Raw genomic sequence first — 26804 nt, 5'->3', positions numbered from 1 at the left:
GAGCATGACCATGTCAGACCAGATTCTAACGCTCGATAATATCCGCTCACTGGAGGAAGGCACTTTCGGCTTTCACGAGCGGGTGGGCTACCTGAAGAAATACGGGGGCCACTCCCAATCTTTCTCCACCCTTCAGCCGGGGATGAAATATTACGACATGGCCGGCGTCGGCTACATCGCCTATATGCGCAAATGGGGAGGTACATTTGTATTGTCGGATCCGGTCTGTGCCCCGGAAAACTTCGCCCTCATTCTGGAGCGGTTCCACAATCGATTTCCGAACGCCTGCTACATTCAGGTATCCAAACCAGTCGTCGACTTCCTGCATGTGCGCTTTGGATTATTTGGCACCCAGTTCGGCAGTGAGTCCCGCATCGACCTGAAGCGCTGGACCCTGAGTGGCAAGAAAAAGCAGGTACTTCGCACTGCCCTGAACCAGGCAGAGAAGAATGGAATCACCGTGAAAGAACGGTTCAGTGACGACCATACCCGGGAAATTTCGGATGCCTGGATACGCACCCGCAAGTGCAAAAGCAAGGAAATCCGGTTCCTGATTCGTCCCATGGAAATGGATTACCGGGAAAATGAACGTCACTTTTACGCATACCAGGACGGCAAGGCGGTGGGTTTTATCTACTTTGATCCGGTTTACTGCAACAACGACATCGTCAGCTATGTGCCCAATATTTCCCGGGCCAACGCCGATTTCCGACAGGGGATTTTCTACACACTGATGGCCCACGCCATGGAGATTTTCAGATCGGAAGGTGTGCCCTATCTGGATCTCGGACTGATCCCGCTGTCACTGGCCCCGGCCACCGAGCCTCAGGAAAGCCGGCTGCTTAAACGCATACTCCACGGTCTCTACGAACACGGGAATTTCCTGTATAACTTCAAAGGACTGGAGTTCACCAAATCCCGTTTCCGTGGTGATAATTTCAAAACCTACTGCTGCCATCGCAAGACCATTCCCGCTCTGGAATTCCTGGCCATGTTCAAGCTGACCCGGCTGTTGTAACCCCTTCATCACCGGGCCAGCGGCCCCGGATCTCATCCGGGGCCAACCCTGACTGTTCCATGTAGTCCCTCAGCCCGCTGGGAACTTCCCCGGAAAACAGAGCTGCGCGCACTGAATAGTCCGGAACCACCCGTGAAGCAACTGCAGACTTGCCCAACTGCCCAAGCAGCCACTCGGTACGGCGGGCAATGGCGTCACCGGAATCCACCCAGAAACGTACGTCGGGCAGGCACGCCTGAAGCCTGTCCCGAATCAGCGGGTAGTGGGTACAGCCGAGCACAACGGTATCGACGCCCGCCTGCCGGAATGGCTGCAAAGCCTCACATAACAACGGTTGTGGAAGTTCATGGCCGGCGACGAAATCCTCAATCCACCGAACAAGCTGCGGGTGGCCGATACGTTCGATCTGACAGTCCGCCGCAAATTCCCGGATCAGCTCCTCCAGATAGGGACGGCGAATGGTTGCCGGTGTGGCCAACACGCCAATACGGCGGTTCTGACTGCAGGCCGCTGCTGGCTTCACCGCCGGCACGACACCGACCACCGGTATCGAGGTCATCGATCGCAAATCGGGCAATACCACGGTACTCGCCGTATTACAGGCCACCACAATGACATCGCAGGGAAACATTCGCAGTGCCTCGGAAATCAACCGCTGACAACGCCGGGTGACCACGGATTCGGGCTGGTCGCCGTAAGGAAAACCGGCGTTGTCCGCCACATACACCTGTTCGGCGAAAGGCAGGCGCTGCCGGATACAGGCCGATACGCTCAGGCCACCCACACCGGAGTCAAACACCAGAATACGCGGCACGGTTACACCATCCTTATTCGGCACATTCATTGATCTTCCCGCTGCTGCCTCAATTCCCGCACCATCTCCCGGATCAACCGACCGGCAATGGTGGTGATTGGGGGAACAGGCGGCAAATCTTCCGCGCCATACCAGCCTGCATCCGCCAGTTCATCCTCCTGAAGCACCAGATCACCACCAACATAGTCCGCAAAAAAACCAACCATCAGTTGGTGCGGGAAAGGCCAGGGTTGCGACGAGCGATAGCGGATATTATCCACGTCCAGACCGGTTTCTTCCTTCACTTCACGGGCAACGGCCTGCTCCAGACTTTCTCCGGGCTCCACAAAGCCGGCAATCAGGCTGTAGAAGTGGCGCTTGACCCGGGACGATCGGGCCAAAAGCATACGATTTTCCCGTCGGATCACCACGATGACACAGGGAGCAACCCGTGGATACCAGGGAATACCACACGGCTCGCACCACTTGGCGCGCTCCAGCGGATGGAGGCCGGTGACACCACCACAGCGACCACAAAAACGGTGATCCCGCCACCATTGCCAGATCTGAAAGCCGGTTCCCAGCATCTCGACGGGCGCGTCTTCCATCATCAGAATCGCATCCCTCAGGGGGATCGTTTCCACCGTGTCCGGCAAACGATCGGCGTCAAGCTCAACCACGTAAAGTGGCTGCCCACCCCACTGGCCAAGGCTTACCGGGGTGAGCCCCGTGACTGCAAGTGCCTCAGCCTGCTGCCAACGTACCAGCCAGTGGCCCTCGATTCTTGCCACACTGTTCCCGGTGAGCGCCAGCACCAGATCATCAGACCCGGGGGGAGTAGTTGACCAGCCCGGCAGCCACGACGTCATAAACGAATCCTGAATCAGAGAGTGAGTTTTGCGGGTGTCCGATGCATCCTGACAGCGGGAAATGTACCACACAGAGCACCACAGCAGAACGCCAGCACATCTTTCCGCCCCGCACACAACCAAGTAAACTTAGCGCCTGTTTTGTAAACCGGAGCAACACTTTATGCGAATTTTACAGGCCCTTCGCAGCCTGATTCTGACTTTTTTCCGCAAGATTCTGTTCCTGTGGGTCAGAACGGACGTCAGTGGTAACAGTCGCGAAGCTCTCGGACTCGATCCCGACAAGCCTGTCTGCTACGTGCTGCAATACAGCTCCATGTCCAGCCGCCTGGTCCTGGAACAGGAAGTGTTACGAAGCAACCTGCCCGGCGCTGAAGCCTCGCTGCCAGTTAAAAACGGGCCGGTGCATTCGTTTTTCTTCCTCTACCGGCGCATTGGCGGCCTGTTCCAGAAGCGACAAACCCCGGTACCAACTTCAGAATTCAAGGCGCTGGTCCGTTATGGTCTGGAACACCCGGACAAAGACGTCCAGATCATACCGGTGTCCCTGTTCTGGGGGCGATCACCGGACAAGGAAAAATCCCTGGTCAAGCTGCTGCTGTCCGACACCTGGTCCGTGGCCGGCCGCCTCCAGAAGCTCCTGATCATCATGCTTCACGGCCGTAACACATACGTCCAGTTCAATCAGCCGCTGTCCCTGAAACAGGTGATCGAGGAATATCGCCACAGCGAAGAACGCGCCAACCGCAAACTGGCCCGCATTCTCCGCACCCATTTCCGCCGCGTTCGCCAGGCCGTACTCGGCCCGGACCTGTCCCACCGACGTACCCTGGTGGAAGGGCTGGTCCGTACCCAGGCAGTAAAGGAAGCCATCCGGGAGACCGCCCGCCAGGACGATATTCCGCCGGAAAAGGTACGGGCGAAGGCCTATAAGTATGCGGACGAAATCGCTGCCAGTATGTCCATCGTCACCATCCGCTTCCTGGAAGTGGTGTTGTCCTGGCTGTGGAACCGCATTTACAACGGTATTGCCGTCAACAACATCCGCGTTGCCAAGGAAGTCGCCCAGGACAATGCCGTGGTGTATGTGCCCTGTCACCGTTCCCACATTGACTACCTGTTGCTGTCCTACGTGCTCTACAAGAACGGCCTGATGCCCCCGCATATTGCCGCCGGCATCAACCTGAACATGCCCATTGTCGGCCCTATCCTGCGCCGGGGCGGCGCCTTTTTCATGCGCCGCAGCTTCAAGGACAATCCTCTCTACGCCACGGTATTCAACGAATACATGCACGTCATGTTCACCCGGGGCTATTCGGTGGAATATTTCGTCGAAGGCGGCCGCAGCCGCACCGGCCGCATGCTCCAGCCAAGACCCGGCATGCTGGCCATGACGGTCCGCAGTTTCCTGCGCAATCACCGCAAACCCATTGTGTTTGTACCGGTGTACGTGGGCTATGAAAAGGTCATGGAGGGTCGTTCCTACCTCGGGGAACTGCGGGGCAAGAAAAAACAGAAAGAAAGCGTGTTCGGCCTGGCCAAGACCGTGCGTAAGCTCAGCAAATCCTTTGGCCGGGTCGCCGTGAATTTCGGCGAGGCCATTCCCCTTGAGGACGTCCTGAACGAAACCCACCCGAGCTGGCGCAACGAGGCGTACGACTCCGAATACCGTCCATCCTGGCTGCCGGAAGCTGTTGAAAAGCTAGCCACCCGTGTGGCGGCCAATATCAACGCCTCGGTGGCCGTGAATCCTATCGGTATGACCGCAACCGTGCTGCTGGGCACCGACCGGCTGGCCATGGACGAAAGCCAGCTCATCCGCCTGATGGATCAGTACGCCAACCTGCTGAAGGCTTTCCCCTATGCCCGCACCGTCACCATGCCCGAGGGCAGCGGCAAGGACTGGGTGACCTACTGCGAAAATATGGGGCTGGTCACTCGCCAACCCCAGCAACTGGGCGACATTATTGCCCTCGAAGGCAGCAATGCCATCCTGATGACTTACTATCGCAATAACATCCAGCACCTGTTTGCATTGCCCTCACTGATTGCCAGCCTATTCGAAAACAAGGACTCGCTCCAGCGGGAAAAAATCGTATTTCTGGCCAGCGTCGCCTACCCCTATCTTCAGTCCGAACTGTTCCTGAAATACGAACCGGATGAAGTCGAGGGCGTCATCAATCAATGGATCGACCTGATGATTGAACAGGGGCTGATCGTTGAAGAAGACGGGAGGATCTACCGGCCGGAGGAGGGCACCGATGCGATGTTGCGCCTGCGGGTATTGTCGCGGTTTATCATCCAGACCCTGGAGCGCTACCACATTGCCATCGGCATTCTGCGCAAATACGGTTCCGGCCGGATCAGCGCTGCCGAACTTGAAGAGCAAAGCACCCTGCTCGCGGAGCGTATGTCAATCCTGTTCGGGCTGAATGCCCCCGAGTTCTTCGATAAGAGCCTGTTCCGTAACTTCATTGCCAATATGCAGAAAAACGGCGTCATCACCACCGATGACAACGGTCTGCTCAGTTACACCGAAGGATTGAACGAGGTGGCGGAAGATGCCCGTCTGGTACTGAGTGTTGAGAAGCGCCAGGCCATCCAGCAGGTCACCATGCTCGGCGCGTGATCGGGGCGATATCAGGGGTGACTACCAGGTAACGCCTTGAGCGGGTAGATGTCATAGCGGCTGCTCTTGCCCTCAATGCGGGTGGCCGGTTCCGGCCCTTCAATGGATGGCGCCTTGCGGGGACGCTTGACCACCACCCGGTAGGTGGCCGCTTTCAGTCCTGCGGCCAATAGCTCCGATGCATCGTCGTCGTCCCCCACCACGGTGCGAAACACCTGCATTTCCTTTTTTACCAGTGCAGACTTGTCCCGATGGGGGAACATCGGATCCAGGTACACAATGTCCGCTGCGTCTTCCCCACCACTTTCGCCCAGACTCTCCAGCCACGCCGTGCTGCTGCCGGCCCGCAGTGTCATTCTGGCAATAATGGGGGCACAATCGGCATTCAGGGCCGCTCTGGCCAGCCCGTCTGCCAGCAGCGCGTGAATGACCGGGTTGCGCTCAAAAAGCGTGACCCGACACCCCAACCCGGCCAGCACAAACGCATCCTGCCCCAGGCCAGCCGTGGCATCCACCACATGCAGTGACGCCCGGGTCTTTTGCAGGCCAATGGCCTTGGCAACCAGCTGTCCGGTACCACCACCATGTTCACGACGATAACCGGCCTTACCAGACACGAATTCCGCTCGCACCGGTCCGGGCGCGCCTTTACCGGTCACTTGCAGACACAGCCCTTGCTCATCAAATAGCAGCAGCACGGAGAAGTCGGTCACCCGTTTGGGTTTGACGGCTCCCAGAAAAGGGATGGCCAACTGCGTCGCCAGTTCACGAGCCTGCGACGCATCACCCAACGGGCTGCAGGCAACGGCAAGTTCAGAAACGGGAAATTCCGGAGACATCAAACCAGGATATCAATACCGGCCAGACCATTCTCGCCGATATCGCCGCGAGCGGCGATATCGGTAAACGTGGCCAGGGCACGGGAAGTGGACAACGGCAATTCATCGGCGCGAAAGCGTTCCAGGCGGGCATCTTCCGCCGCCCGACGCGCCTCCACACGACGCTCCAGGGACTCGGTACTGACCTGGCGTGGAGCGGTCTCGGGGCGACCCTCAGCCAGATCACGGCGTACACCCTCGGCACTCCTGTCAGGCGAGGATGCAGGCGTCCGCGCCACATCACTACGTTCTCTGACTGGATTGCTGTTGCCAGACTGGAACGGGTAATTGCTGTTGGGGTTAACGCCGCCGATCATGAATGAAAACCGGAACAATGGGTGGAATTCGAGTATGAGATATCGTCACGCAATTTAAAAGCCTGATGAACAGTTCTTAACCAACCTACCACAGCATAACTACAAGCAGCAGCCCCAGCAGCAAGCGGTAGATCACGAACGGCATCATGCCCAGACGCTCGAGAAACTTCAGAAACAGGTGGATACAGACAACCGCACTGACAAAGGACAACAGTGTGCCCAGCAAAATAGCGGCCCAGTCAGTCGCACCGCCCTGCTCCACCAGCTCCAGGGTCTTCAGTAACCCCGCTGCCAGGATCAGGGGAATGGAAAGCAAGAAGGAAAACCTGGCGGCCGCTTCCCTTTTTAATCCCAGGAACAACGCGGCGGTGATGGTAATACCCGAACGGGAGGTTCCGGGAATCAGTGCCAGGGCCTGTGCCAGCCCGACAATTATGGCGTCCTTGATGGTCAGCGCCGGCAAATCCCTCACCCGACGACCGACGACATCGGACCACCACAACACCAACCCGAAGCCGACGGTGGAGGTCGCAATCACCAGACCGGATCTCAGTTCCGTCTCGATAAAGTCATTCAGTAACAGACCAGCCAGGCCTGCAGGCACGGTGCCCACGATCACCGCCCAGGCCAGACCGCTGTCTTCACTCAGGCGCCCACGAGCGGTATCCCCCACCCAGGCCACAGTGAGCCGATACACCTCACGGCGGAAATACCACATCACGGCCGCCAGCGTGCCGACATGCACGGCAACATCAAAGGCCAGGCCCTGATCAGGCCAACCAAGCACCTGCGAAGGCAGGATCAGGTGGGCAGAACTGCTGATCGGGAGAAATTCCGTCAGCCCCTGAATAACAGCCAGGGCAATGATATGCCACAATTCCATCGGCAAAGGTTCCGGGAACAGGTAAGGGTTGATCAGCGACCTGGCAACTTCTTCCAGGTCACTTCGTCACGAACATACACCGGCTGCGCTTCGGCAGCGGACACACCGCCACCGGCAGCCAGTTCATGGCTGGCAAGGCGTGCCACACAGCTGGCCCGCGGCACCAGAGTGTCATCGATTTGCGAGACGGCAGACACCAGGGGTTGCGGCATCTGTTCCCGTAAGTGCCAGCCCTGCCCGGCACCATACCAGCAGCCACCCAAAGCTGGCAGGCTGACAGACTCCGGAGGACAGACGCGCTCCGATGCCACCGGCACAGGCAAGCCCCCGCGGGACTGGAAACAGCCCCAGTAGACCTCCCCCATACGCGCATCGAAGGCGACAGCAAGACCATCTCCCTCGGCAACGCCGAAGTGTTCAATCGCATCCAGAGCGACCGTGGCCAGAGAGGAAACAGGAATAACCGGTATCTCCAGCCCCCACGCCAGGCCCTGAATTACGCCAGTGGCGATACGGAGCCCGGTGAAAGATCCCGGGCCACGGGCAAACGCAAGGGCATCCAGGTCCGCTGGCGCCAGTTTCTGCTCGGCCAGCAGCTCGCGGATCATCGGCATCAGCAAGCGGGTATGACCACGGGGAGCCAGATCAAAGCGCTCAGTGACGTTGCCGTTAACCAGCAACGCGGCCGAGCAGCCTTCCGATGAGGTATCCAGTGCCAGTAACTTCACAGATGCTGCGGTTGCCTCAGGGTTGTGCGGATTACTTCAGTTTCTGAAGAATCTGGTCACGAATCGCGTCCAGGCTACCAACACCTTCCACGCGCACGTATTGCGGTGCAGCACTGGCGTCCTTTTCGGCCCAATCCTGATAGTAGCCAATCAGCGGTGCTGTCTGCTCATGGTAAATGGAGAGGCGCTTGCGCACGGTTTCTTCCTTGTCGTCCTCGCGCTGAACCAGAGGCTCACCGGTTTCGTCGTCCTTGCCCTCCTGCTTGGGCGGATCGTATTTGACGTGGTAAATGCGACCGCTGCCCTCATGGACGCGACGACCGGACAAACGGCTGACGATTTCCTCATCATCCACCGCAATTTCAACCACGTAATCAATATCGATGCCCTGATCTTTCAGTGCCTCGGCCTGAGGAATGGTGCGAGGGAAACCATCCAGCAGGAAGCCATTCTTGCAGTCCGGCTGCTGGATACGCTCCTCGATCAGTGCAATGATAATATCGTCAGACACCAGACCACCGGTCGCCATTACTTCCTTGACCTGCTTGCCCAGCTCGGACTCGGCCTTAACTGCTGCCCGCAGCATATCGCCAGTAGAGATCTGGGGGATGTCGAAACGCTCGGTAATAAACTGGGCCTGTGTCCCCTTACCCGCGCCCGGCGCGCCTAACATAATGATTCGCATAGCGTTGTGCTCCCATAATATTTAGTCATTATCGTTTGAAAAGCTATTGCAAAAACCTTTGCTTTTGCGAAAACCTCTCGGCCAGGAACAGGTGCGAGCCGGAACCGGCGAAGGCGCATTATACGAAGTCAGCCGCTTCAGAGAAAGTCGACCTCCGTATCATGCACCATTAGGGGACACAGGGTACCCGGAAACACCAGAAAGGATCAGGTTGACAGGGACACCGCCAGGGCGTCCAGCTCACCGGCTACTTCGTCAATGTTGGCACCGATGGCTACGACAGCATCTTCCCCTAATCCAAGGGCACTGGCCAGTGCCGGGATGTCATCCGGGTTAAACTCGTCGCCGATACCACGCTCTTTCAGCAGCCCATTGGCCAGTTGCACCATGAGCACATAGTTCTCATGCTCACCGTGGTATCCGGCATGCTGGTGCATGCCGGCAGCCTTGATGACCGGATCCGGCAGTTGCCACAGTCGGTGCAGGATACCACCGATGGCCCCGTGGCCGACCGCCAGAACGTCCTGGCCACTCCCCGCTCCAAACACCTGTTGTTCGAGGGAATGCATACTGACATCGGGGTTCGCCTCCCGCAGTGTATTCAGTTCTTCAAATTCACTGGGGAAAAGGTGCCCCACCAGCAGCAGTCCAAAGTTGTGCAGAAGGCCACACAGATAGGCCAGGCTCCTGTCTTCGTTGCAGTGGGAAGCAATGCGCTGGCACAGGAAAGCACAATAGAGGGAATGGCGCCAGAAACTATCCATTCCCAGCATTCCCTGGCGGGGCACGTCAAAGGCCCGGACCGATGCAATACCCAGGGCGATGTGGGCCACCCTGTCGAATCCCAGGACCCGGGTCACCGCCTCCTGAACCGAGTTTATCTGCCCCGGATAGTTGAACAGGGCTGATCGCGCATAGCGCATGATCTGAGCCGTCAGGCTGGGGTCAAACTCAATCAGCTCCGCCAGCTCCCTGGCCGTGGCTTCGGTATTGGCGGTCAACTTCAGTATTTTCAGGGCCAGGGCGGGCATCGGAGGAAGTCGATAGAGCTTTTGCAACTTGTCCGCGACTTCCTCCAGAGTAAGGGCGTCCCGCTCAGCGGTAGCCCGCCCCCGGATCACCAGGTGCCCACCACGGGACCCCGCCAGCGCCAGGCGCAACGCACGCCCGTCCAGTTCAATCAGGGTATGATCGTTGCCACTGCTCATCAGGGCACGGGAATACGTCAGTACATCCTCATCGACCAGCACCGGAATATCGTAGGCTCCGCCAATCGGAGGCTGGAAACCGGGATCACAGTCCGCAAACAGGCGATTGCTTTGGCGAGCGGTCAACGGCTGCAGACGACGCCCCGTCAACTGCTGTACCGCATCCATATCGAGGGCACTGTTAAAACCGTGAACCGCCATGACCACACCGTTGATGTCAATCAGCAGGGTGGCACGGATGAAATGATCCTGTGGCTGCCCCGAGGCAATCACCGCCGCATCCAGATTCACCACCTGGTCAATGGGTTGCTCCGTATAAGGTATCCCCTTACGGGCAAGAAAGTGTTCCAGTCGCGCAGCTACAGCCACGGCGCTACTCCTGTTATCCGCACTGGCCGCCACTCAGCGGGCCATACATCATCGGGGGTGGTCATCCGGTATTGCGCATACCGGCGGCAATACCCGCCATGGTTACCTTCAGGGCCCTGCCGACCATTTCCGGAACGTCGTCCCTGCCCTCATTCTCACGGTCCCGCTTCAGCAGTTCCGCCTGCAGGTAATGCAGGGGATCAGTATACGGGTTCCGCACCCGCATGGAATGGGCAAACACCGGCTCGCCCTCCAGTAGGGTCTCCTGCCCCTTCAATTCCAGCAGCCGCTCAATACAGCCTTTCAGCCGGTCACGCAGACTTTCCCCCAATCTCTTCAGGTTGTCATCCTCGACCAGGGTTTGCTCATAGTAACTGGCAATTCGCAAATCGGATTTGGCCAACACCATTTCCAGCATGTCTATATAGGTACGGAAGAACGGCCACCCTTTCATCATTTCCCGCAGTACTGGCAGCCGGTCGCTACGGGCCGCTTCTTCGAGTGCAACATCGCTGCCGAGCCAGCTCGGCAGCATCAGTCGCATCTGGGTCCAGGCGAAGATCCACGGAATGGCCCGCAAGCTTTCCACGCCTCCCGTCGGCTTCCGACGAGCCGGGCGGCTACCCAGGGCCAGCTTGCCCAGCGCCTGCTCGGGAGTGACCTGGCGAAAGTAGGGAACAAAATCCGGGTCTTCCCGCACCACCTCCCGATAGGCCTTGAGAGAGCGCTCAGTCAACCAGTCCATGGTTTCCCGCCATTGCGGCTCCGGTTCGGGCGGAGGTGTCAGCGTCGCCTCGATGACAGCCGTGGTGTACAACGTCAGGCTCTGCTCCGCGAGCCTTGGCAACCCGAATTTGAAGCGGATCATCTCACCCTGTTCGGTGATACGGAAGCTACCATTCACCGATCCAGGAGGCTGTGACAGGATGGCCCGGTTGGCCGGACCACCACCGCGACCGACAGTGCCACCACGACCATGGAACAATGTCAGATGAACCCCGTGGACGGCAGCAACCGCCGTAAGCTTCTCCTGAGCCTGATATTGCGCCCAGGCAGCCATCAACTGACCGGCGTCCTTGGACGAATCGGAATATCCGATCATCACTTCCTGGCGTCCGCCACAATAGTCCCGATACCAGTCCACTTCGTAGAGGGCCGCCATGCTCCCCGGTGCACCCGTCAAATCATCCAGTGTCTCGAACAGCGGGACCACCCGCATTGGGAAGGTCATGCCGGATTCACGCAGCAGCAGGATCACGCTGAGAACGTCGGAGGGCTTACTGGCCATGGAAATGACATAGGACCCCAGGGCCTCGGGTGTCTGCTGCGCAATCACTTCACAGGTAGCAAGGACTTCCCGCACCTCCTCCGAGGGCTCCCAGTGCCTTGGCACCAGGGGACGACGCCCCTTCAGTTCTTTTAACAGGAACTGCTGACGCTGCTCTTCGTTCCACGACAGGTAATCGCCAAGCTCGAGATAGTCCACCATTTCGGCCACAGCCTGGGCATGCCGGGAGGCTTCCTGACGAATATCCAGGCGAATAAGTGTCAGGCCAAACGTGTGGGCACGCCGGATGGTTTCCAGCAGCGGGCCATTGGCAATACTGTCGAGACCACAGTCCACCAGCGAGCGGTAACACGTCTCCAGCGGTTCGATGAAGTCCCGGTTCTCGAACAGAATATCCGTGGCGTCCCCCACTTCCCCATTGACGTTGGCTTCTGCCCAGTCACGGGTCTTGATCAGCCGGTCCCGCAACTCCGCCAACACATGACGATAGGGCTCGCGGCTGTCGCCGGCCAGTGCCCTCAGCTCATCGCTGGCCTGCCACATCGACAACTCGGCACGCAGCGCCTGGATATCGCGCAGGTAGAGATCGGCCGCCATCCAGCGTCCCAACAGAAACACCTGGCGGGTTACCTGATGGGTGACGTTGGGATTGCCGTCCCGGTCCCCACCCATCCAGGAGGCAATACGAATGGGGGCCGCCTCCAGGGGCAATCCCTGTCCGGTTACTTCCGACAGCGACCGATCAAGGCTTCTGAGGAACCTCGGCAATGCCTCCCACAGGCTGTTCTCAATGACCGCGAACCCCCACTTGGCTTCGTCCACCGCTGTCGGTCGCTCATGCCGGATTTCATCGGTGTGCCAGGCTTCTGCAATCAACTGCGCCAGTCGGTTGACGATCTCGTCCCGTTCGGCCGGTAACAGGTCATCATGGTCCAGCCGGGCCAGACAGTCGGACATCTCATCGTATTTCATGATCAGGGTGCGGCGGGCCACCTCGGTAGGGTGTGCCGTCATCACGAACTCAATACTCAGCCCCGCGACCCGCCGGTGCAACTCATCGGTACTGATGCCGGAGGACGTGAGACGTTCGAACACCTGTTCCAGGGATTCCACCATCAGGTCCGACTGGTGATCACGCTTGCGGCGAATGCCGTGATACTGTTCCGCCAGGTTGGCCAGATTCAGAAACTGGTTGAAGGCGCGGGTAACGGGAAGCAACTCCTCATCCCCCAGCTTTCCCAACAGGTTGACCAGGCGCTGCCCCGAGCCACTCTCCTGGCGACGGTCGGCTTTGGCTGCAGCACGGATTTCCTCAATCAGGTCATAACAGTCCTGCCCCGGGTAGCGCCGGATGCTCTGGCCCAGCAATTCACCCAGCATGCGAACGTTTTCTCGAAGGTCGGGATGTAACTCGGTCACATTGAGGTCCTTTTAAATTGACGGAGGCGAAGTAAACTAACGATACTAATAACGATTAAAGCCCGTCGTCGCAAGGAGAATTCATGAAAGTTACTGATCTGCCAAAGCACTGGGAAAGCAAGAAGAAAAACGTCAAGCGGACCCACGACTACAACCTGCGACTGCCGCTGGAAGATGCCGCACGGGTCGCAGCCCTCGCCGAACTTTACCCGGACCGGTCGGAAAGCGACATACTCAATGACATGATCGGAGCCGCGCTGGATGATCTGGTCAGGCAGAGTCCGCTGAAGGATAAACTCGAAGGGAAAGAAAAGTAACGCAGAAGGACGTTCGTTCGGGGTGGCACCACCACCCCGACGGGGAAGCCAGAGTTCAGTATAGCTGCCTGATCAGGCAACCGACTCCAGCTGACGGGCTTTCAAGCGCTGGATATGCTTCTGGCTCAGGCTGACGAAGCGCGGGGTCATGCCCTGGTCCTCGTAGATCTCGAAGCCGTCCTCATCGTACGCCACCACCTTGGTTCCCTGAACGTACGGGAAACTGGTCTCCAGCTCATCAAGGGAGGCGGAAATCAGATCGCGCATCAGATCCTGGGGTGATTTCATCGGATAAAGCGCAGCGAGCTTTTCCAGTCGCTTATGATGCTGGTCAGACAACTCCATAAAATAGGCATCCCGGGTCAGACGACCCCGTGCATGCTTATCCCAGTAATTGACCAGATCTTTGATTTTCATGGTGCCTTCACTCCTGCATCTTCTTTGCGGCCTACGGCGCACCGATAAAGTGCATCCGTTTCAGGAAGTGTAGACGAAGGAACCGACTGCCGGGACTACTAATTGGTAACGGATTGTACCTACCAACTCCCTTGTGGAGCCCCGGTATTCAGCCTTTCTCGACACCTTTGACCTGCTGCCAGATGGCGTCCAGGGCCTCAAGGGTTTCATCGTCCAGATTCCGGCCTTCGTCTTCCAGGCGCTGCTCTATGGCACGGAAACGTGTCTCGAACTTGTGATTGGTCCGGTTCAACGCCTGCTCAGGATTTACCTTCATGAACCGTGCCAGGTTGACACAGACAAACAGCAGATCCCCCAGCTCGTCCTCGACGGCATCACGGGTGCCCGTACCGCTTTCGGCGTCGTGCCATGCCTCTTTGAGTTCATCAATTTCCTCATGAAGCTTGTCGAAAACCGGCTCGATATCCGGCCAGTCGAAACCATGGTTGGCGGCCCGCTTCTGCAGTTTCTCCGCACGGGCCATCGCCGGCAGGGTTCGGGCGATACCGTCCAGGCGACTGGAGTCTCTAGCTTCCGGCTTGGGCTTGAGGGCACGCTCTTCAGCCTTGATTCGCTCCCAGCTCGCCTTGATCTCAGCCTCACCGGGCCGATTGTCGGGGTCCACCCGACTTTCGAGGGTCCCCTCCGGGAAAACATGGGGATGACGGCGCACCAGCTTGCGCACCAGGTTGTCCACCACTGAGTCAAAATCAAAGTGCCCCTGCTCCCGCCCCATCTGGGTATAGAAGATCACCTGAAACAACAGGTCCCCCAATTCGTCTTCGAGATGGGGATAATCAGCCCGCTCAATGGCATCCGCCACTTCGTAGGCCTCTTCCAGGGTGTGAGGAACAATACTCTTAAAGGTCTGTTTGATATCCCAGGGGCAACCGGTTTCAGGATCCCGCAACCGGGCCATAAGGGTTTTCAGGTCCTCAATGGAGTAACTCATCCTCGCTTGCGCCTCACATCAATAATATTGGGCAGATTACGGATCTGGGCGAGCAGCTTCGCCAGCTGTTCCAGACTGGAAATCTCCACCGTCACGTTCATTGTTGCCGTGTTCTCGTCCTTGTTGCTGAGTGTGTTCAGGGACAACACATCGCTCTTCGAGGACGACAACACCTGGGTGATATCCCGCAACAACCCGGAACGATCATAAGCCTGGATTTCAATGTCCACCGGATAGACCGCCGCGGGCTGGCCACCCCAGCTCACCTCGATAATCCGGTTTGGCTCCATGTCCCGCAGATTCAGGTAGGTTATGCAGTCCTGCCGGTGCACCGTCACACCGCGCCCAACCGTTATGTAGCCTCCAATGTCATCCCCCGGCAAGGGCTTACAGCACTTTGCCACCTGGGTCTTGAGCTTGCCCACGCCAAGGATCCGGATATCGGATTCGGTGTCATAAGGGCGGCGACGCTGACCGCTGAGCTTGAGGTCCAGTTGTTGGGACTTGGGCTCCAGCATCTGTTGGGCAACGTTGGCTACGTGCGTCGGACGCAGGTCACCAGCGCCGACCGCCGCGAACATGTCCTCGGCATCGTGGTAATTCACCTTGCGGGCCAGGTCCCCGAGATCCACATCATAGAGGGAGAGGCGACGGAATTCGTCTTCGAGAATGGCTCGGCCATCGACGATGTTACGGTCCCGGTCCTGCTCTTTAAACCAGTGCGTCACTTTCGCCCGGGCCCGGGATGTCTGGATGTAGCCCAGACTCGGGTTCAGCCAGTCCCGACTCGGTGCGGGATTATTGGAGGTCAGGATAAACACCTGGTCCCCCGTTTTCAGGGGATAGGTCAGGGGTACAATCCGGCTGTTGACCCGGGCTCCACGACAGGCGTGGCCGATCTCGGTATGGACCCGGTAGGCAAAGTCCACCGGAGTGGCGCCCTGGGGCAGGTCCACCACATGCCCTTCGGGCGTGAAGACGTACACCCGGTCAGACGCCACGTCACTCTTGAGGTGATCGGCAAGCCCTGACAGGTCACCCAGCTCTTCCTGCCACTCCAGAACCTGACGCAGCCAGTTGATCTTGGCATCGTAGCCAGTGGAGCGGTTACCCGTGTCCGTACCCTTGTACAGCCAGTGAGCACACACACCCAACTCCGCCTCTTCGTGCATCTTGTGGGTGCGGATCTGCACTTCCATGACCTTGCCCTCGGGGCCGATCACGGCAGTATGCAAGGACTGGTAGCCGTTTTCCTTGGGATTGGCGATGTAGTCATCGAATTCGTTGGGAATGTGGCGCCACAGCGTATGCACGATACCCAACGCCGCGTAGCAGTCCCGCACTTCAGGCACCAGTACCCGCACCGCCCGGACATCGTAGACCTGGGAAAAATCGATGCCCTTGCGGCGCATCTTCCGCCAGATACTGTAGATGTGTTTGGCGCGCCCCGACAGCTCGCCTTCGATGCCAAAATTCTTGAGCTCGGTTTTCAGGGTGTCGAGTACCCGGCGGATATAACTTTCCCGGTCGAGACGCTTCTCGTCCAGAAGCTTGGCAATCTTCTTGTACGCGGTGCCATGGAGGTACCGGAAAGACAAATCTTCCAGTTCCCACTTGATGTGCCCGATGCCCAGGCGATGGGCCAGCGGCGCGTATATATCAAACACCTCGCGAGCGACCCGCATACGCTTTTCTTCGGGCGCGTTCTTGACTGCCCGGATGGCACAGGTCCGTTCCGCCAGCTTGATCAGCGCGACGCGAACGTCGTCAATCATGGTCACCAGCATCTTGCGGACATTGTCGAGCTGGCCTTCACTCTGGCCCAGCACATTGCCCTTAAGCGGATGATGGATCGAGGAAATAGCCGCCATCTGCTGAACACCATTGATCAGCCCGGCAACTTCATCGCCAAATTCCTTGCGGATTTCCTCCAGGGGTACCCGTTCCTCACGCACCGCACGGTAAAGTATCGCCGCGACCAGGCTGGCCTGGTCGAGATGCAGCTCCACCAGTACCTGTGCCATCTCGATGCCGGTGCGGAAACTGCTGGCGCCCTCGGCCCACAGGCGGTCTTCGCGGAAGGCCTGTAGATCGATCTCGGCCGCCTTTTCGCAGGCGCGACGAAACTGATCCACGTTCTCCAGGCGGGTCTGGGATTCGATCTGGCGCACCCAGCGCCCGATATCCACCTGTCCATCGCCGGTGATTGCGTAATCTTCGCGAACTTTTACCATATCGGTTTTGTTATTCCCGGTTATTCATCCGGCCATCCCTGACCGGCTGGTTAATCTGTTAATGATCGTCGCGCTCAAACAGCGCAATGGACTCCACATGGGTGGTATGCGGGAACATGTCCATCACACCCGCCCTCACCAGGCGATAGCCATTGCGCACCATAACGCCCGCATCCCTGGCCAGCGTGGCGGGGTTACAGGAAACGTAGACAATACGTTTTGCGCCAAACGCTGTCAGGTATTCACACACTTCCTGGGCACCCGATCGCGGCGGATCGATCAGGATCTTGTCGAACCCCTCACCTGCCCACGGCTGGGATGTGAAATCCGCCTGCAAATCGGCACCGTGGAAAGTGACATTGTTCAGGCCATTGAGTTCCGCATTTTCCCGGCCACGGACCACCATGGCGTCATCACCTTCAACGCCCACAACCTGCCCGGCCTTGCGTGCCAACGGCAGGGTAAAGTTGCCAAGACCACAGAACAGGTCCAGCACCCGCTCCTCCGGCTGAATATCCAGCCATTCCACGGCCCTGTGTACCATGGTGCCATTGATACCTGCATTGACCTGGGTAAAGTCCATGGGATGAAACTTCATGGTCAGGTCAAATTCTTCAAGACGGTAGCCCAGACGCTCTTCGCCGCCCTCGGGCCAGATCCGGTGAACGGTGTCCGGCCCTTTCGGCTGCAGGTAAATATGCAAATCGTGGACCTGGCCAAAGGCAATCAGGGCTGTCCGGTCCGAATCACTGAGCTCGTCCATGTTACGGAACACCATCACTGCGGCATCGTCGCCACAGGCGACTTCCACCTGGGCAATGCGGCTGTACGCATCCAGCTTGTAAAGCATGTCCCGCAGCGGCGTAATACGCTCGCCAATTCGCGGATCCAGCACTGCGCACCGGTCAATGTCCGTCAGAAAGCTGTTGCGCTTCTCCCGGAAACCGACCAGTACGGAATCCCGGGCCTGGACATGCCGAACGCCAAGGCGCGCTTTGCGGCGGTAGCCGAGGGTAGCCGGTGACAGCATCGGCGCCACCCACTCTTCCGGCTCAATGCCCCCGAAATGGGCAAAGTGCTCCCGCAGAGTATCCTCCTTGAACTGAATCTGGGCATCAGCCCCCATGTGCTGAAGACTGCAGCCGCCACACAGGTCCGCATACTCACAGGGTGGAGTCACCCGGGCGGGAGAGGTCTCCAGCACCTCGAGCGTTCGCAGTTCATCAAACTTGCTGCGGGACCCGACCATTTTCGCCATCACGGTTTCACCGGGCAAAGCCCCGTCAACGAACTGAGTCTTTCCGTCCTGACGGGCAATACCCCGGCCATCGTGACTCAGGGTTTCGATTACACAACGGACAGGCTCTTTGGGAAGCGCCTTCCTGCGTCTTCTGCTCATACTGAATTCTCTTGCTGCGGTTCAGGCGCCGGGAAAGACGCCGGTAGACAGGTAGCGGTCACCACGGTCACAGATAATGGCCACGATCACGGCGTTTTCAACCTGTTTTGACAGTTGCAGGGCCGCGGCAATGGATCCGCCGGAAGAAACGCCGCAGAAAATACCTTCCTCGCTGGCCAGGGCCCGCATGGTGTCTTCCGCTTCCTGCTGGCCAATATCCAGCACCTGGTCGACCCGGCTGGCCTCGTAGATTTTTGGCAGGTAGGCCTCGGGCCAGCGACGGATACCGGGAATGGATGCCCCCTCCTTCGGCTGCAAGCCAATGATACGGATATCGGGATTGCGCTCTTTCAGGTACCGGGATACGCCCATGATAGTACCGGTGGTTCCCATGGAGCTGACAAAATGGGTCACCCGTCCGCCGGTCTGCTCCCAGATTTCGGGGCCGGTGGTGCGATAATGGGCCAGCGGGTTGTCGGTATTGCTGAACTGGTCGAGTACCTTGCCTTTACCCTCCGCCTCCATTTGCAGGGCCAGGTCCCGGGCGGTTTCCATGCCCTCTTCCTTCGATACCGTGACGATTTCCGCACCATAGGCCCGCATGGACGCCCGGCGCTCCTCGCTCATGTTCTCCGGCATGATCAGTACCATGCGATAGCCCTTGATGGCCGCAGCCATGGCCAGGGCAATACCGGTGTTGCCACTGGTGGCCTCGATCAACGTGTCACCCGGACGGATCTCACCCCGGCGCTCGGCTTCCTGGATCATGCTGACGGCCGGACGGTCTTTGACCGAGCCGGCCGGGTTATTGCCTTCGAGCTTGGCGAGAATCACATTACTGGTATCGCCCGGCAGGCGCTGCAAACGCACCAGCGGTGTATGCCCGACATAATCTTCTATGGTGGGGAAATTCATAAGGGAACCTTTCTCAAGTCTGCCTTCTCCCGGCATGTCAGATAACCAAGCTGATAATAGCCTGTGGTACACTTTCGGATTCGCATGATACGCGTTATAGCCGCCGTCTCCCAATACAGCTTCTCGCTATATCCATGACCGGCAGCTATATCCGGGACAAAACCGGCCGGGCAACTCAGCGTCGGGTTTCCGGATCATCTATTCTGACAGGGAAGTAAAGCCGGAGAATCTGGCTGGTAACGATAACATCAGGAACACGATATGCGGCGTTGGGGCATTCGCAAAAAAGTACTGGTGGTGACGCTGGTCCCCACCCTTCTGACCACCCTGGTACTTGGGCTGTTCTTCACCTACAGCTGGGTCAACAATATTGAAAGTCTGCTGCAGGATCGCGGCCAGTCGTTGTCACGACAACTGGCGGCGGGTTCCGAGTACGGTCTGTTCACCGCCAACCGGAGTTTGCTGAACAGCCTCTCCAACGCCCTCCTGGAAGAACAGGATGTTCGCTCCATCACTTTTTTCAATGGTGAACGAAAGCGACTGCTGCACACCGGCCCCGGAAGCGCCGACGCCATATCCCCGGACGAACTCACGGCAGAAGGCCCCTGGCGTATATTTCGCGATGACAGCACGCTGTTTGTCACCCCCGTATTCCTTCAGGATCTGATGATCGAGAGCATGCTGGACCAGGGTGCCGGCAAACCTGTCAGCGGCGTACAGGAGCCCCTTGGCTGGGCGGCGGTTGAGATGTCCCATATCCGCACGGAAAAGGAAACCTACAAGGCCCTGCTGATCTCATTGATACTGGTATTGGGCGGCGTCATTCTCAGCCTCATCATTGCCATGCGCCTCAGCCGCGCCTTTACCGATCCGATCTTCGAACTGAACGAAGCGGTGGCCAAACTCAAGGAAGGCAAACTGGATACCCGCGTGCACACGGCTGCCGGCCCGGAATTCGAACAACTGGAGTCCGGTCTCAACGCCATGGCGGAAGAGCTGAGCAAGGCGCAGGCGGAAATGCAACAGAACGTTGATCAGGCCACCGAGGACCTGCGGGAAACCCTGGAAACCATCGAGATCCAGAACATCGAGCTGGATCTCGCTCGCAAGGAGGCCCTGGAGGCAAGCCGGATCAAATCCGAATTTCTCGCCAACATGTCACACGAGATACGCACACCCCTGAATGGCATCATCGGCTTTACCGAGTTGCTGATGAAGAGCCCACTGCCCCGTCAGCAACGGGACCACCTCAGCACCATTCGGAAATCCTCCGAAATTCTGCTGACCATCATCAATGACATCCTGGATTTCTCGAAGATCGAGGCCGGCAAACTGATCCTGGACCGGGTTCCTTTCCAGCTCAGGGACATTGTTGAAGATGTCATGGTGATGTTGGCCCCCGCTGCCCACGGTAAAAATCTGGACCTGGTACCGCTGGTCTATAACGATGTGCCCGATAACATCATGGGCGACCCCTTGCGGGTCAAGCAGGTGATTACCAACCTGGTCAACAACGCCATCAAGTTTACGCAGACCGGTGAAGTCGTCCTCCGGGCCAGCCTTGAAGATGAGGATCAGGAAAACAACAAGGTGACCCTGCGTATCAGCATCACCGATTCCGGGGTTGGCCTTTCCCGGGCCCAGCAGCAATCCCTGTTCAATGCCTTCAACCAGGCCGATGCCTCGACCGCTCGCCAGTATGGCGGAACGGGACTCGGCCTTGCTATATCCAAGCGACTGGTGGAAGAAATGGGAGGCAAAATCGGGCTGCAAAGCGAGCTTGGCAAAGGGTCCACGTTCTGGTTCACGCTGACCTCGGAGCTGTCCACCTCTGGCGACGCAGGCGCCCCCCGGGATTCGCTCCGCGGAGAACGCGTCATCTATCTGGAACACCAGAAAACCACCGGCCTGGCGGTAGAGCACATGCTAAAGGAATGGGGCATGACGGTGGATGTGGTCGCCTCCCCCGGAGCGATGCAGGAACAGGTGGAAGAAGCCCAAAGGAGCCAGGCCGGCTATGCGCTTGCTGTTATCGGCATCACCCGGCACCTGCTGAACTCCAGCCAGTACTGTGCTCTTGTACGCAACCTGGAACTGGAACGTGACTGTCGCACACTGCTACTGACACCTACGCTCGACACACACGACACTCCCCTGTCCGGCCTGGCCAGCGGGCATCTTACGAAACCTGTGTGCCGTGACGCCCTGTATGACGAGCTGCTGTTACTGGTTCATGGTATCAACACCCGGCAACAACCACTGCAGGAACAGCAGGCCATTCCCTTGTGGCAACCGACCGGAGCTGTACCAAGGGTGCTGGCCGTAGACGACAACGAGGCCAACCTGAAACTGGTCATGACCCTACTGAAAGACTGCCAGGTAACCGCGGAGAGCGCTTCCAGCGGCTTCGAGGCCATCAGCAAGGCTCGCAACAATCCCTTTGATCTGGTCTTTATGGACCTGCAGATGCCGGGCATGGATGGTGTCGAGACCACAGCGCGATTGCGTGCCATGGACAACAAGAGCCACCGCACCCCGATTATTGCACTCACGGCCCACGCGCTTGCAGACGAACAGGATCGGCTGGCTCGTCAGGGATTCGACGGTTATCTTGCCAAACCGATCAGCAGCGGCCAGCTGGTTGAAACCATTCGTGAATACACCGGCTATACCAGCGACATCTCACCGCAACCCCATCATATCCGGGTTCCGGAAATCAGAGACACAAGCAAGACCCTGCGGCCATCAACCCGCAAGCTTCAGCAACAATGCGTCAGTGTCGAGGAGAGTATTCAACTGGCGGCCGGCAAGGCGGATCTCGCCGAAGAGTTGTTCAGTATGCTTCTGGAACAGCTGTCTTCAGATGCGGACAAGGTTCAGAATTTCTGGCAAGCGGGCGACCTCGACTCGCTCCTGGACTGCGTCCACAAGCTGCACGGGGCAACCCGCTACTGTGGCGTGCCAGAATTGAGGGCGGCCGCAAACCAGTTCGAAACCGCGCTCAAGTGCTCATCATCAGACATGGCCTATCATAAGGATCAGTTGCTGGCCGCTATCGAGAGGTTGCAGATATGGGGCAACCAGACCGACTGGCAGGCGCAGTTCCGCCAGCTATCAGAAGCGGGGGCCACCGGTTCCGGGAACACCAACACCCTGAGCTGAGGCAACTTAACTGCCCAGACGTGCACTCTCGATAATGGCCTTCATGTCCCGTACGGCCTCTTTCAGGCCGGTAAAGACTGCCCGGGCAATAATGGCATGGCCGATGTTAAGCTCATTAATGCCGGGAATTGCCGCCACCCGTTCGGTGTTGTGATAATGCAGGCCATGGCCAGCATTCACCACAAGCCCCTTTTTACGGGCGTAGGCCACCGCATCCGCCAGCACCTTGAAGGCAGCCTCTGACGCTTGGGGATCATCAGCCTCGGCGTATTCTCCGGTATGCAGTTCCACCACCGGAGCACCGCAGCGAACGGCGGCATCAATCTGTACCGGATCCGGATCAATGAACAATGACACCTCGACACCGATTTTCGCCAGACGCTCGCAGGCCTTGGCCACCCGGGCCTCCTGACCATCAACATCCAGCCCGCCTTCGGTGGTGAGCTCCTCCCGCTTTTCCGGAACAAGACACGCACATTCCGGACGGACCTGTTCCGCAAACGCCAGCATGGCGTCGGTGACGGCCATCTCCAGGTTCATCTTTGTCTGCAGGGTCTCCTTGAGCATCAGTACATCGCGATCCTGAATGTGACGGCGATCCTCACGAGGATGAATGGTAATTCCGTCTGCGCCAGCCTCCTCGGCCAGCAAGGCCGCCTGTACCGGATCCGGATAGCGTGTGCCCCGAGCCTGACGGAGGGTTGCCACGTGATCGATGTTCACACCAAGTAACACTCTAGGATTCATTCGATTCTCTCCGAACATGACTGAAAAGGCTTCGGCTGTGCAGCGGCCGGCCCTGTAACAAGTAGTCCACCAACACCCGCGTAACCCGTTTGGCTACACGGCGGCATTCCGGTGATTCGAGATCACCTGACGCCAGAGCTATCAGGGTATCCCCCGACAGGTTCCGCAACCGTACGTTCTCGTCCGGACGCTGCAGGATGCCTCTCTCCGGATCATAGCAATAGCTTTGGCCCGCCTCGACCCCGACTCCGGAATCCGTCGTAACGTCCCAGGAAAAACTGTACCCCAACGCCTCAGCGAATGAATATTCAAACCGGCGCAATACCGGTTCAACATCATCCGTTTCCGAAAGTTCTGTAATTACATGGATATAGGCGGCGAACAGGGAGGGATGAGGGTCTGCTGCCGGCAGAACTCTCTGCAGCAGCTCGTTAATATACAGTCCGCTGTATAGTGCCGCCGTACGATTAAGTGAGGGCCCGCTACGGATTTCGGCCTGGGTCAGGGTTTTCAGGTTACCCCGCCCGGTCCAGTTCAGCATCAACGGTTGGAATGGCTGCAACTGGGCCTTGAGCGGACTCCTGGCGCTGTTGGCACCCCGGGCAATCAACGACACCCGCCCTGCGTTCAGGGTAAATACGTCGACCTGAAGGCTGGTTTCCCGCCAGGGACGGCGATGGAGCACATACGCCGGTTCCTGCTGTACTGTCCCGGCCATGCTGTGCTCAGAAATCGTTCATGCCCAGGCTCTTCAGGGCCCGGTCGCTATCGGCCCAGCCCCGCTTGACCTTGACCCACAGGCGGAGCATGACCTTGCTGTCGAACAACCGCTCCATGTCTGTACGGGCTTCCTGGCCAATACGGCGCATCCGCTCGCCCTTGTCGCCGATGATAATTTTCTTCTGGCCTTCCCGCTCCACCAGAATAAGTGCAGAAATATGCAGGGTCTTGCCATCACGGCGGAACTCTTCAATTTCAACCGCCACGGAATACGGCAGTTCCGCACCCAGCTGCCGGGTAATTTTCTCGCGGACCATCTCAGCTGCCATAAACCGCTCACTACGATCAGTCACCTGGTCATCCGGATAGAAATGCACGCTCTGCGGGAGATAGCGGCCAACAGCCTCTTCCAGTGGCTGCAGGTTCATCTCCTTGAGGGCTGACAGCGGAATGATCTCGGTAAACTCCCGCTTCTTCGACAGCATGTCCAGATGTGGCAACAGCGCTTCGCGCTTGTCGATCTTGTCGACCTTGTTGACTGCCAGGATCACCGGGCATTTGAGTCTGGACAGCTTTTCCAGAACCAGCTCATCCGCCGTGGTCCAGGCCATCTGGTCAACCACAAACACCACCACATCCACATCGATCAGTGCCGAGGTCGCCGCCTTGTTCATGTAGCGATTCAACGCCCTGGGCTCTTCCTCGTGCATACCTGGAGTATCCACGTAGATCGCCTGCACCGGTCCCATGGTCTTGATCCCCAGCACCTGATGGCGTGTCGTCTGGGGCTTGCGGGAAGTTATGCTCAGCTTCTGGCCAAGTATATGATTCAACAATGTGGACTTGCCCACATTCGGGCGGCCGACAATGGCAACAAAACCACACCGGCTGTCCGGGTCGTCCGGACGGGTAACATCATTCATTAGTCATTCTCCACACCCAGTTCCTTCAGGGCATTACGGGCGGCCTGCTGCTCGGCAATACGACGACTGCTGCCGACGCCGGACGTTTTACGCCCCAATGACGGCAAAGCGCAGGAAACATGGAAAGTCTGTGCATGGGCTTCTCCGTCCACCGAGATGACATCGTACCGCGGCAGCGGGAACTGACGAGACTGCAGGTATTCCTGAAGCCGGGTTTTCGGGTCTTTCTGGGTGTCCTGGAGATCCAGGTTCTTCAGCCGCCTCTCAAACCAGCGCAGCACCTGCTGCCGGCAAGTATCAAAATCGCTGTCGAGGTAGATCGCGCCGATGATGGACTCCACGGCATCGGCGAGAATCGATTCCCGGCGAAATCCGCCGCTTTTCAACTCGCCGGAACCCAGCCTGAGATATTTTCCCAGCTCAAATTCACGGCCAATTTCTGCCAGGGTCACACCTTTGACCATACGGGCACGCAAACGGCTCAACTGGCCTTCCCGGGCTTTTTCGAACTGCAGGTAAAGATGCTCGGCGATCACCATATTAACGATGGAATCCCCCAGGAACTCCAGCCGTTCATTATTCTGATTGCCGTAACTGCGGTGGGTCAGAGCCAGCAACAGGCGCTCCGGCGCCTTGAACTGATACCCTATTCGGCGTTGTAGCTGTTCCAGATCCGGTTGCGAACTCACTTGCCCTTCATCTCGTATTCGTGTTTGAAGTGAATAACGGTATCCACATTGCGGAACAGGTTATTACGCACTTCGTAGTCGACCTTGATCACCACAAATTCACCATTTTTCTCAACGCTGATCTGTTTGGCATCAAAGCCGCGGACGTTATTCACACTCAACCTTTTATTGATCAGGCTACGGACCTGAGGTGGCCCCATGGTCGAAAGACCTTCCGTGCCTTCCAGCCCTTCCAGGGCTTCCTGAATAGTAATGTCATCCAGATAGGCCGGCCCCAGTTTGATCACCAGTGTCAGCAGGCTGCCAAAAAACAGCACCATAACCAGCATGGTGAGAGCCGAAGCCCCTCCCTGACGCTTCATTGAGGAGAATTTATTCTTCTGCATTCGAACTGCACTCCTTGAGAATTAGTCAATGCCGCCGACACGATCAAAGGATGGCAGACTGGTGAGCGATTTCCAGTGCATCCAGATGGCAAATGCCTTACCTACAATCAGCTCGTCGGGCACTGTTCCCCAGTATCGACTGTCGTTACTGTTGTCACGATTGTCACCCATCACGAAGTAATGCCCTTCGGGAACTGTCCATTCCCCTTCACCGGAACCGCCGGGACGCCCCAAAGTCAGAAAGAGGTCATGCTCCGTTTCCCCCAGAGCCTCCCGGCGAAGTTCCAGCGGTGGTAGCCGCGCCACGAACTGCGACTCCACCTTGTCACCGTTAATAAACAGCTCCTTGTTACGGTAGCGAATATGATCCCCGGGCAACCCCACCACACGCTTGATGTAGTTGGTATGGCCATCCTCCGGGTAACGGAAGACCATCACGTCCCCACGCTCCGGATCATCGACTTCAAGCACCTTCGTGCCTGCTACGGGCAGTCGCAAGCCATAGGCAAACTTGTTCACCAGAATAAAATCACCAACTTCCAGAGTCGGCAGCATGGACCCTGACGGTATCTGGAAGGGCTCCACCAGGAAGGAACGCAGCACCAGGACAATTGCCAACACCGGAAAGAAGGAGCGACTCAGGTCTACCAGATAGGGCTCTTTGGGGGCTTCCGCCTCATTTTCCTGTGAACCGTCACCGGCTGGCACACCGGCCATTCTGCGCTTGCGGAGAAACAGCTTGTCAGCCAGCCAGATAAGGCCTGTTGCAAACGTCAGTACAACCAGGACCAGGGGAAAATCAATATCCATTCAGGTGCCT

24 protein-coding genes are annotated in these 26804 nt (G+C 58.0%); 4 read left to right on the top strand and 20 right to left on the bottom strand.

Annotated features, from left to right (window positions below; genetic code table 11):
- Positions 1-10: 10 nt before the first annotated feature.
- Positions 11-1018 carry a DUF2156 domain-containing protein gene (locus EHN06_RS05830; RefSeq protein WP_127331029.1) on the top strand — a complete coding sequence of 336 codons (1008 nt, stop codon included), beginning with the start codon at positions 11-13 and terminating at the stop codon, positions 1016-1018.
- Here the strand turns inward: EHN06_RS05830 and murI are convergent.
- Positions 996-1862 carry a glutamate racemase gene (gene murI, locus EHN06_RS05825; protein WP_127331027.1) on the bottom strand — a complete coding sequence of 289 codons (867 nt, stop codon included), beginning with the start codon at positions 1860-1862 and terminating at the stop codon, positions 996-998. The two genes, EHN06_RS05830 and murI, sit on opposite strands and share 23 nt — an antisense overlap.
- The gene (gene nudC / locus EHN06_RS05820) at positions 1859-2680 is read right to left on the bottom strand and encodes an NAD(+) diphosphatase (RefSeq protein WP_127331025.1); all 822 of its coding nucleotides are present in this window, start codon (positions 2678-2680) and stop codon (positions 1859-1861) included. Before nudC ends, murI begins: the two co-directional genes overlap by 4 nt.
- A gap of 163 nt (positions 2681-2843) precedes the next feature.
- On the opposite strand from nudC, the gene plsB reads away from it, so the two are divergent.
- Positions 2844-5309, top strand: coding sequence for a glycerol-3-phosphate 1-O-acyltransferase PlsB (gene plsB, locus EHN06_RS05815; RefSeq protein WP_127331023.1), 2466 nt, complete (start codon positions 2844-2846; stop codon positions 5307-5309).
- Between the two features lie 11 nt (positions 5310-5320).
- On the opposite strand, the gene EHN06_RS05810 is transcribed toward plsB, so the two are convergent.
- The 7 genes from EHN06_RS05810 to ppc all read right to left on the bottom strand — a co-directional run bounded on the left by EHN06_RS05810 (position 5321) and on the right by ppc (position 13084).
- Positions 5321-6148 (bottom strand): class I SAM-dependent methyltransferase, encoded by an 828-nt coding sequence (locus tag EHN06_RS05810; RefSeq protein WP_127331021.1) that lies wholly within the window; start codon positions 6146-6148, stop codon positions 5321-5323.
- Positions 6148-6504 carry a UDP pyrophosphate phosphatase gene (locus EHN06_RS05805; protein WP_127331019.1) on the bottom strand — a complete coding sequence of 119 codons (357 nt, stop codon included), beginning with the start codon at positions 6502-6504 and terminating at the stop codon, positions 6148-6150. The genes EHN06_RS05810 and EHN06_RS05805 overlap by 1 nt, the downstream gene beginning before the upstream one ends.
- Positions 6505-6589: 85 nt before the next feature.
- The gene (locus EHN06_RS05800) at positions 6590-7387 is read right to left on the bottom strand and encodes an undecaprenyl-diphosphate phosphatase (protein ID WP_127331017.1); all 798 of its coding nucleotides are present in this window, start codon (positions 7385-7387) and stop codon (positions 6590-6592) included.
- A gap of 32 nt (positions 7388-7419) precedes the next feature.
- Positions 7420-8115: a tRNA (adenosine(37)-N6)-threonylcarbamoyltransferase complex dimerization subunit type 1 TsaB gene (gene tsaB / locus EHN06_RS05795; protein WP_127331015.1), complete on the bottom strand. Its 696-nt coding sequence runs from the start codon at positions 8113-8115 to the stop codon at positions 7420-7422.
- Positions 8116-8146: 31 nt separating this feature from the next.
- Positions 8147-8800: an adenylate kinase gene (gene adk / locus EHN06_RS05790; RefSeq protein WP_127331013.1), complete on the bottom strand. Its 654-nt coding sequence runs from the start codon at positions 8798-8800 to the stop codon at positions 8147-8149.
- Positions 8801-9006: 206 nt separating this feature from the next.
- A complete protein-coding gene (locus EHN06_RS05785) occupies positions 9007-10377 on the bottom strand; it encodes an HDOD domain-containing protein (RefSeq protein WP_127331011.1) in 1371 nt (456 codons plus the stop codon).
- Positions 10378-10438: 61 nt separating this feature from the next.
- Positions 10439-13084, bottom strand: coding sequence for a phosphoenolpyruvate carboxylase (gene ppc / locus EHN06_RS05780; RefSeq protein ID WP_127331009.1), 2646 nt, complete (start codon positions 13082-13084; stop codon positions 10439-10441).
- Positions 13085-13167: 83 nt separating this feature from the next.
- Between ppc and EHN06_RS05775 the strand changes: the two genes are divergently transcribed.
- Positions 13168-13401 (top strand): hypothetical protein, encoded by a 234-nt coding sequence (locus EHN06_RS05775; protein WP_127331007.1) that lies wholly within the window; start codon positions 13168-13170, stop codon positions 13399-13401.
- Between the two features lie 72 nt (positions 13402-13473).
- Here EHN06_RS05775 and EHN06_RS05770 read toward each other — a convergent pair whose 3' ends face one another.
- The 5 genes from EHN06_RS05770 to cysM form a co-directional block, all read right to left on the bottom strand.
- Complete coding sequence (locus EHN06_RS05770) at positions 13474-13818, bottom strand: pilin assembly protein (protein WP_127331005.1); 345 nt, start codon at positions 13816-13818, stop codon at positions 13474-13476.
- A gap of 148 nt (positions 13819-13966) precedes the next feature.
- The gene (gene mazG / locus EHN06_RS05765) at positions 13967-14809 is read right to left on the bottom strand and encodes a nucleoside triphosphate pyrophosphohydrolase (RefSeq protein WP_127331003.1); all 843 of its coding nucleotides are present in this window, start codon (positions 14807-14809) and stop codon (positions 13967-13969) included.
- Positions 14806-17043: a GTP diphosphokinase gene (gene relA / locus EHN06_RS05760; protein WP_127331001.1), complete on the bottom strand. Its 2238-nt coding sequence runs from the start codon at positions 17041-17043 to the stop codon at positions 14806-14808. The genes mazG and relA overlap by 4 nt, the downstream gene beginning before the upstream one ends.
- Positions 17044-17101: 58 nt before the next feature.
- Positions 17102-18442, bottom strand: coding sequence for a 23S rRNA (uracil(1939)-C(5))-methyltransferase RlmD (gene rlmD / locus EHN06_RS05755; RefSeq protein ID WP_127330999.1), 1341 nt, complete (start codon positions 18440-18442; stop codon positions 17102-17104).
- Positions 18443-18463: 21 nt separating this feature from the next.
- Positions 18464-19357, bottom strand: a complete 894-nt coding sequence (gene cysM / locus EHN06_RS05750) for a cysteine synthase CysM (protein WP_127330997.1) — start codon at positions 19355-19357, stop codon at positions 18464-18466.
- Between the two features lie 261 nt (positions 19358-19618).
- Here cysM and EHN06_RS05745 point away from each other — a divergent pair, with 261 nt between their 5' ends.
- Positions 19619-22519 (top strand): ATP-binding protein, encoded by a 2901-nt coding sequence (locus EHN06_RS05745; RefSeq protein WP_127330995.1) that lies wholly within the window; start codon positions 19619-19621, stop codon positions 22517-22519.
- A 6-nt stretch (positions 22520-22525) separates the two neighbouring features.
- Here the strand turns inward: EHN06_RS05745 and pdxJ are convergent, their stop codons facing one another.
- The 6 genes from pdxJ to lepB are packed head-to-tail and all read right to left on the bottom strand — an operon-like array spanning position 22526 to position 26794.
- The gene (pdxJ, locus tag EHN06_RS05740; RefSeq protein WP_127330993.1) at positions 22526-23266 is read right to left on the bottom strand and encodes a pyridoxine 5'-phosphate synthase; all 741 of its coding nucleotides are present in this window, start codon (positions 23264-23266) and stop codon (positions 22526-22528) included.
- On the bottom strand, positions 23256-23984 hold the full coding sequence (recO, locus tag EHN06_RS05735; protein WP_127330991.1) for a DNA repair protein RecO: 729 nt from the start codon (positions 23982-23984) through the stop codon (positions 23256-23258). The genes pdxJ and recO overlap by 11 nt, the downstream gene beginning before the upstream one ends.
- 7 nt (positions 23985-23991) lie before the next feature.
- Positions 23992-24909: a GTPase Era gene (gene era, locus EHN06_RS05730; protein ID WP_127330989.1), complete on the bottom strand. Its 918-nt coding sequence runs from the start codon at positions 24907-24909 to the stop codon at positions 23992-23994.
- Positions 24909-25598, bottom strand: a complete 690-nt coding sequence (gene rnc / locus EHN06_RS05725) for a ribonuclease III (protein ID WP_127330987.1) — start codon at positions 25596-25598, stop codon at positions 24909-24911. The genes era and rnc overlap by 1 nt, the downstream gene beginning before the upstream one ends.
- On the bottom strand, positions 25595-25984 hold the full coding sequence (locus EHN06_RS05720; protein WP_127330985.1) for a DUF4845 domain-containing protein: 390 nt from the start codon (positions 25982-25984) through the stop codon (positions 25595-25597). Before EHN06_RS05720 ends, rnc begins: the two co-directional genes overlap by 4 nt.
- 21 nt (positions 25985-26005) lie before the next feature.
- Positions 26006-26794, bottom strand: a complete 789-nt coding sequence (gene lepB / locus EHN06_RS05715) for a signal peptidase I (RefSeq protein WP_127330983.1) — start codon at positions 26792-26794, stop codon at positions 26006-26008.
- Positions 26795-26804: the final 10 nt, after the last annotated feature.

The organism is Marinobacter sp. NP-4(2019), from assembly GCF_003994855.1.
Lineage (GTDB): Bacteria > Pseudomonadota > Gammaproteobacteria > Pseudomonadales > Oleiphilaceae > Marinobacter.
This window is presented reverse-complemented; position numbering and strand designations above follow the sequence as displayed.

Coding starts and splice junctions, on each gene's coding strand:
- adk (WP_127331013.1), bottom strand. CDS start 8,800: ATGCGAATCATTATGTTAGGCGCGCCGGGCGCGGGTAAGGGGACACAG.
- EHN06_RS05720 (WP_127330985.1), bottom strand. CDS start 25,984: ATGCAGAAGAATAAATTCTCCTCAATGAAGCGTCAGGGAGGGGCTTCG.
- EHN06_RS05800 (WP_127331017.1), bottom strand. CDS start 7,387: ATGGAATTGTGGCATATCATTGCCCTGGCTGTTATTCAGGGGCTGACG.
- plsB (WP_127331023.1), top strand. CDS start 2,844: ATGCGAATTTTACAGGCCCTTCGCAGCCTGATTCTGACTTTTTTCCGC.
- EHN06_RS05770 (WP_127331005.1), bottom strand. CDS start 13,818: ATGAAAATCAAAGATCTGGTCAATTACTGGGATAAGCATGCACGGGGT.
- EHN06_RS05805 (WP_127331019.1), bottom strand. CDS start 6,504: ATGATCGGCGGCGTTAACCCCAACAGCAATTACCCGTTCCAGTCTGGC.
- EHN06_RS05830 (WP_127331029.1), top strand. CDS start 11: ATGTCAGACCAGATTCTAACGCTCGATAATATCCGCTCACTGGAGGAA.
- recO (WP_127330991.1), bottom strand. CDS start 23,984: ATGGCCGGGACAGTACAGCAGGAACCGGCGTATGTGCTCCATCGCCGT.
- EHN06_RS05745 (WP_127330995.1), top strand. CDS start 19,619: ATGCGGCGTTGGGGCATTCGCAAAAAAGTACTGGTGGTGACGCTGGTC.
- EHN06_RS05775 (WP_127331007.1), top strand. CDS start 13,168: ATGAAAGTTACTGATCTGCCAAAGCACTGGGAAAGCAAGAAGAAAAAC.
- murI (WP_127331027.1), bottom strand. CDS start 1,862: ATGAATGTGCCGAATAAGGATGGTGTAACCGTGCCGCGTATTCTGGTG.
- cysM (WP_127330997.1), bottom strand. CDS start 19,357: ATGAATTTCCCCACCATAGAAGATTATGTCGGGCATACACCGCTGGTG.
- lepB (WP_127330983.1), bottom strand. CDS start 26,794: ATGGATATTGATTTTCCCCTGGTCCTGGTTGTACTGACGTTTGCAACA.
- era (WP_127330989.1), bottom strand. CDS start 24,909: ATGAATGATGTTACCCGTCCGGACGACCCGGACAGCCGGTGTGGTTTT.
- pdxJ (WP_127330993.1), bottom strand. CDS start 23,266: ATGAATCCTAGAGTGTTACTTGGTGTGAACATCGATCACGTGGCAACC.
- mazG (WP_127331003.1), bottom strand. CDS start 14,809: ATGAGTTACTCCATTGAGGACCTGAAAACCCTTATGGCCCGGTTGCGG.
- nudC (WP_127331025.1), bottom strand. CDS start 2,680: ATGACGTCGTGGCTGCCGGGCTGGTCAACTACTCCCCCCGGGTCTGAT.
- EHN06_RS05810 (WP_127331021.1), bottom strand. CDS start 6,148: ATGTCTCCGGAATTTCCCGTTTCTGAACTTGCCGTTGCCTGCAGCCCG.
- relA (WP_127331001.1), bottom strand. CDS start 17,043: ATGGTAAAAGTTCGCGAAGATTACGCAATCACCGGCGATGGACAGGTG.
- rlmD (WP_127330999.1), bottom strand. CDS start 18,442: ATGAGCAGAAGACGCAGGAAGGCGCTTCCCAAAGAGCCTGTCCGTTGT.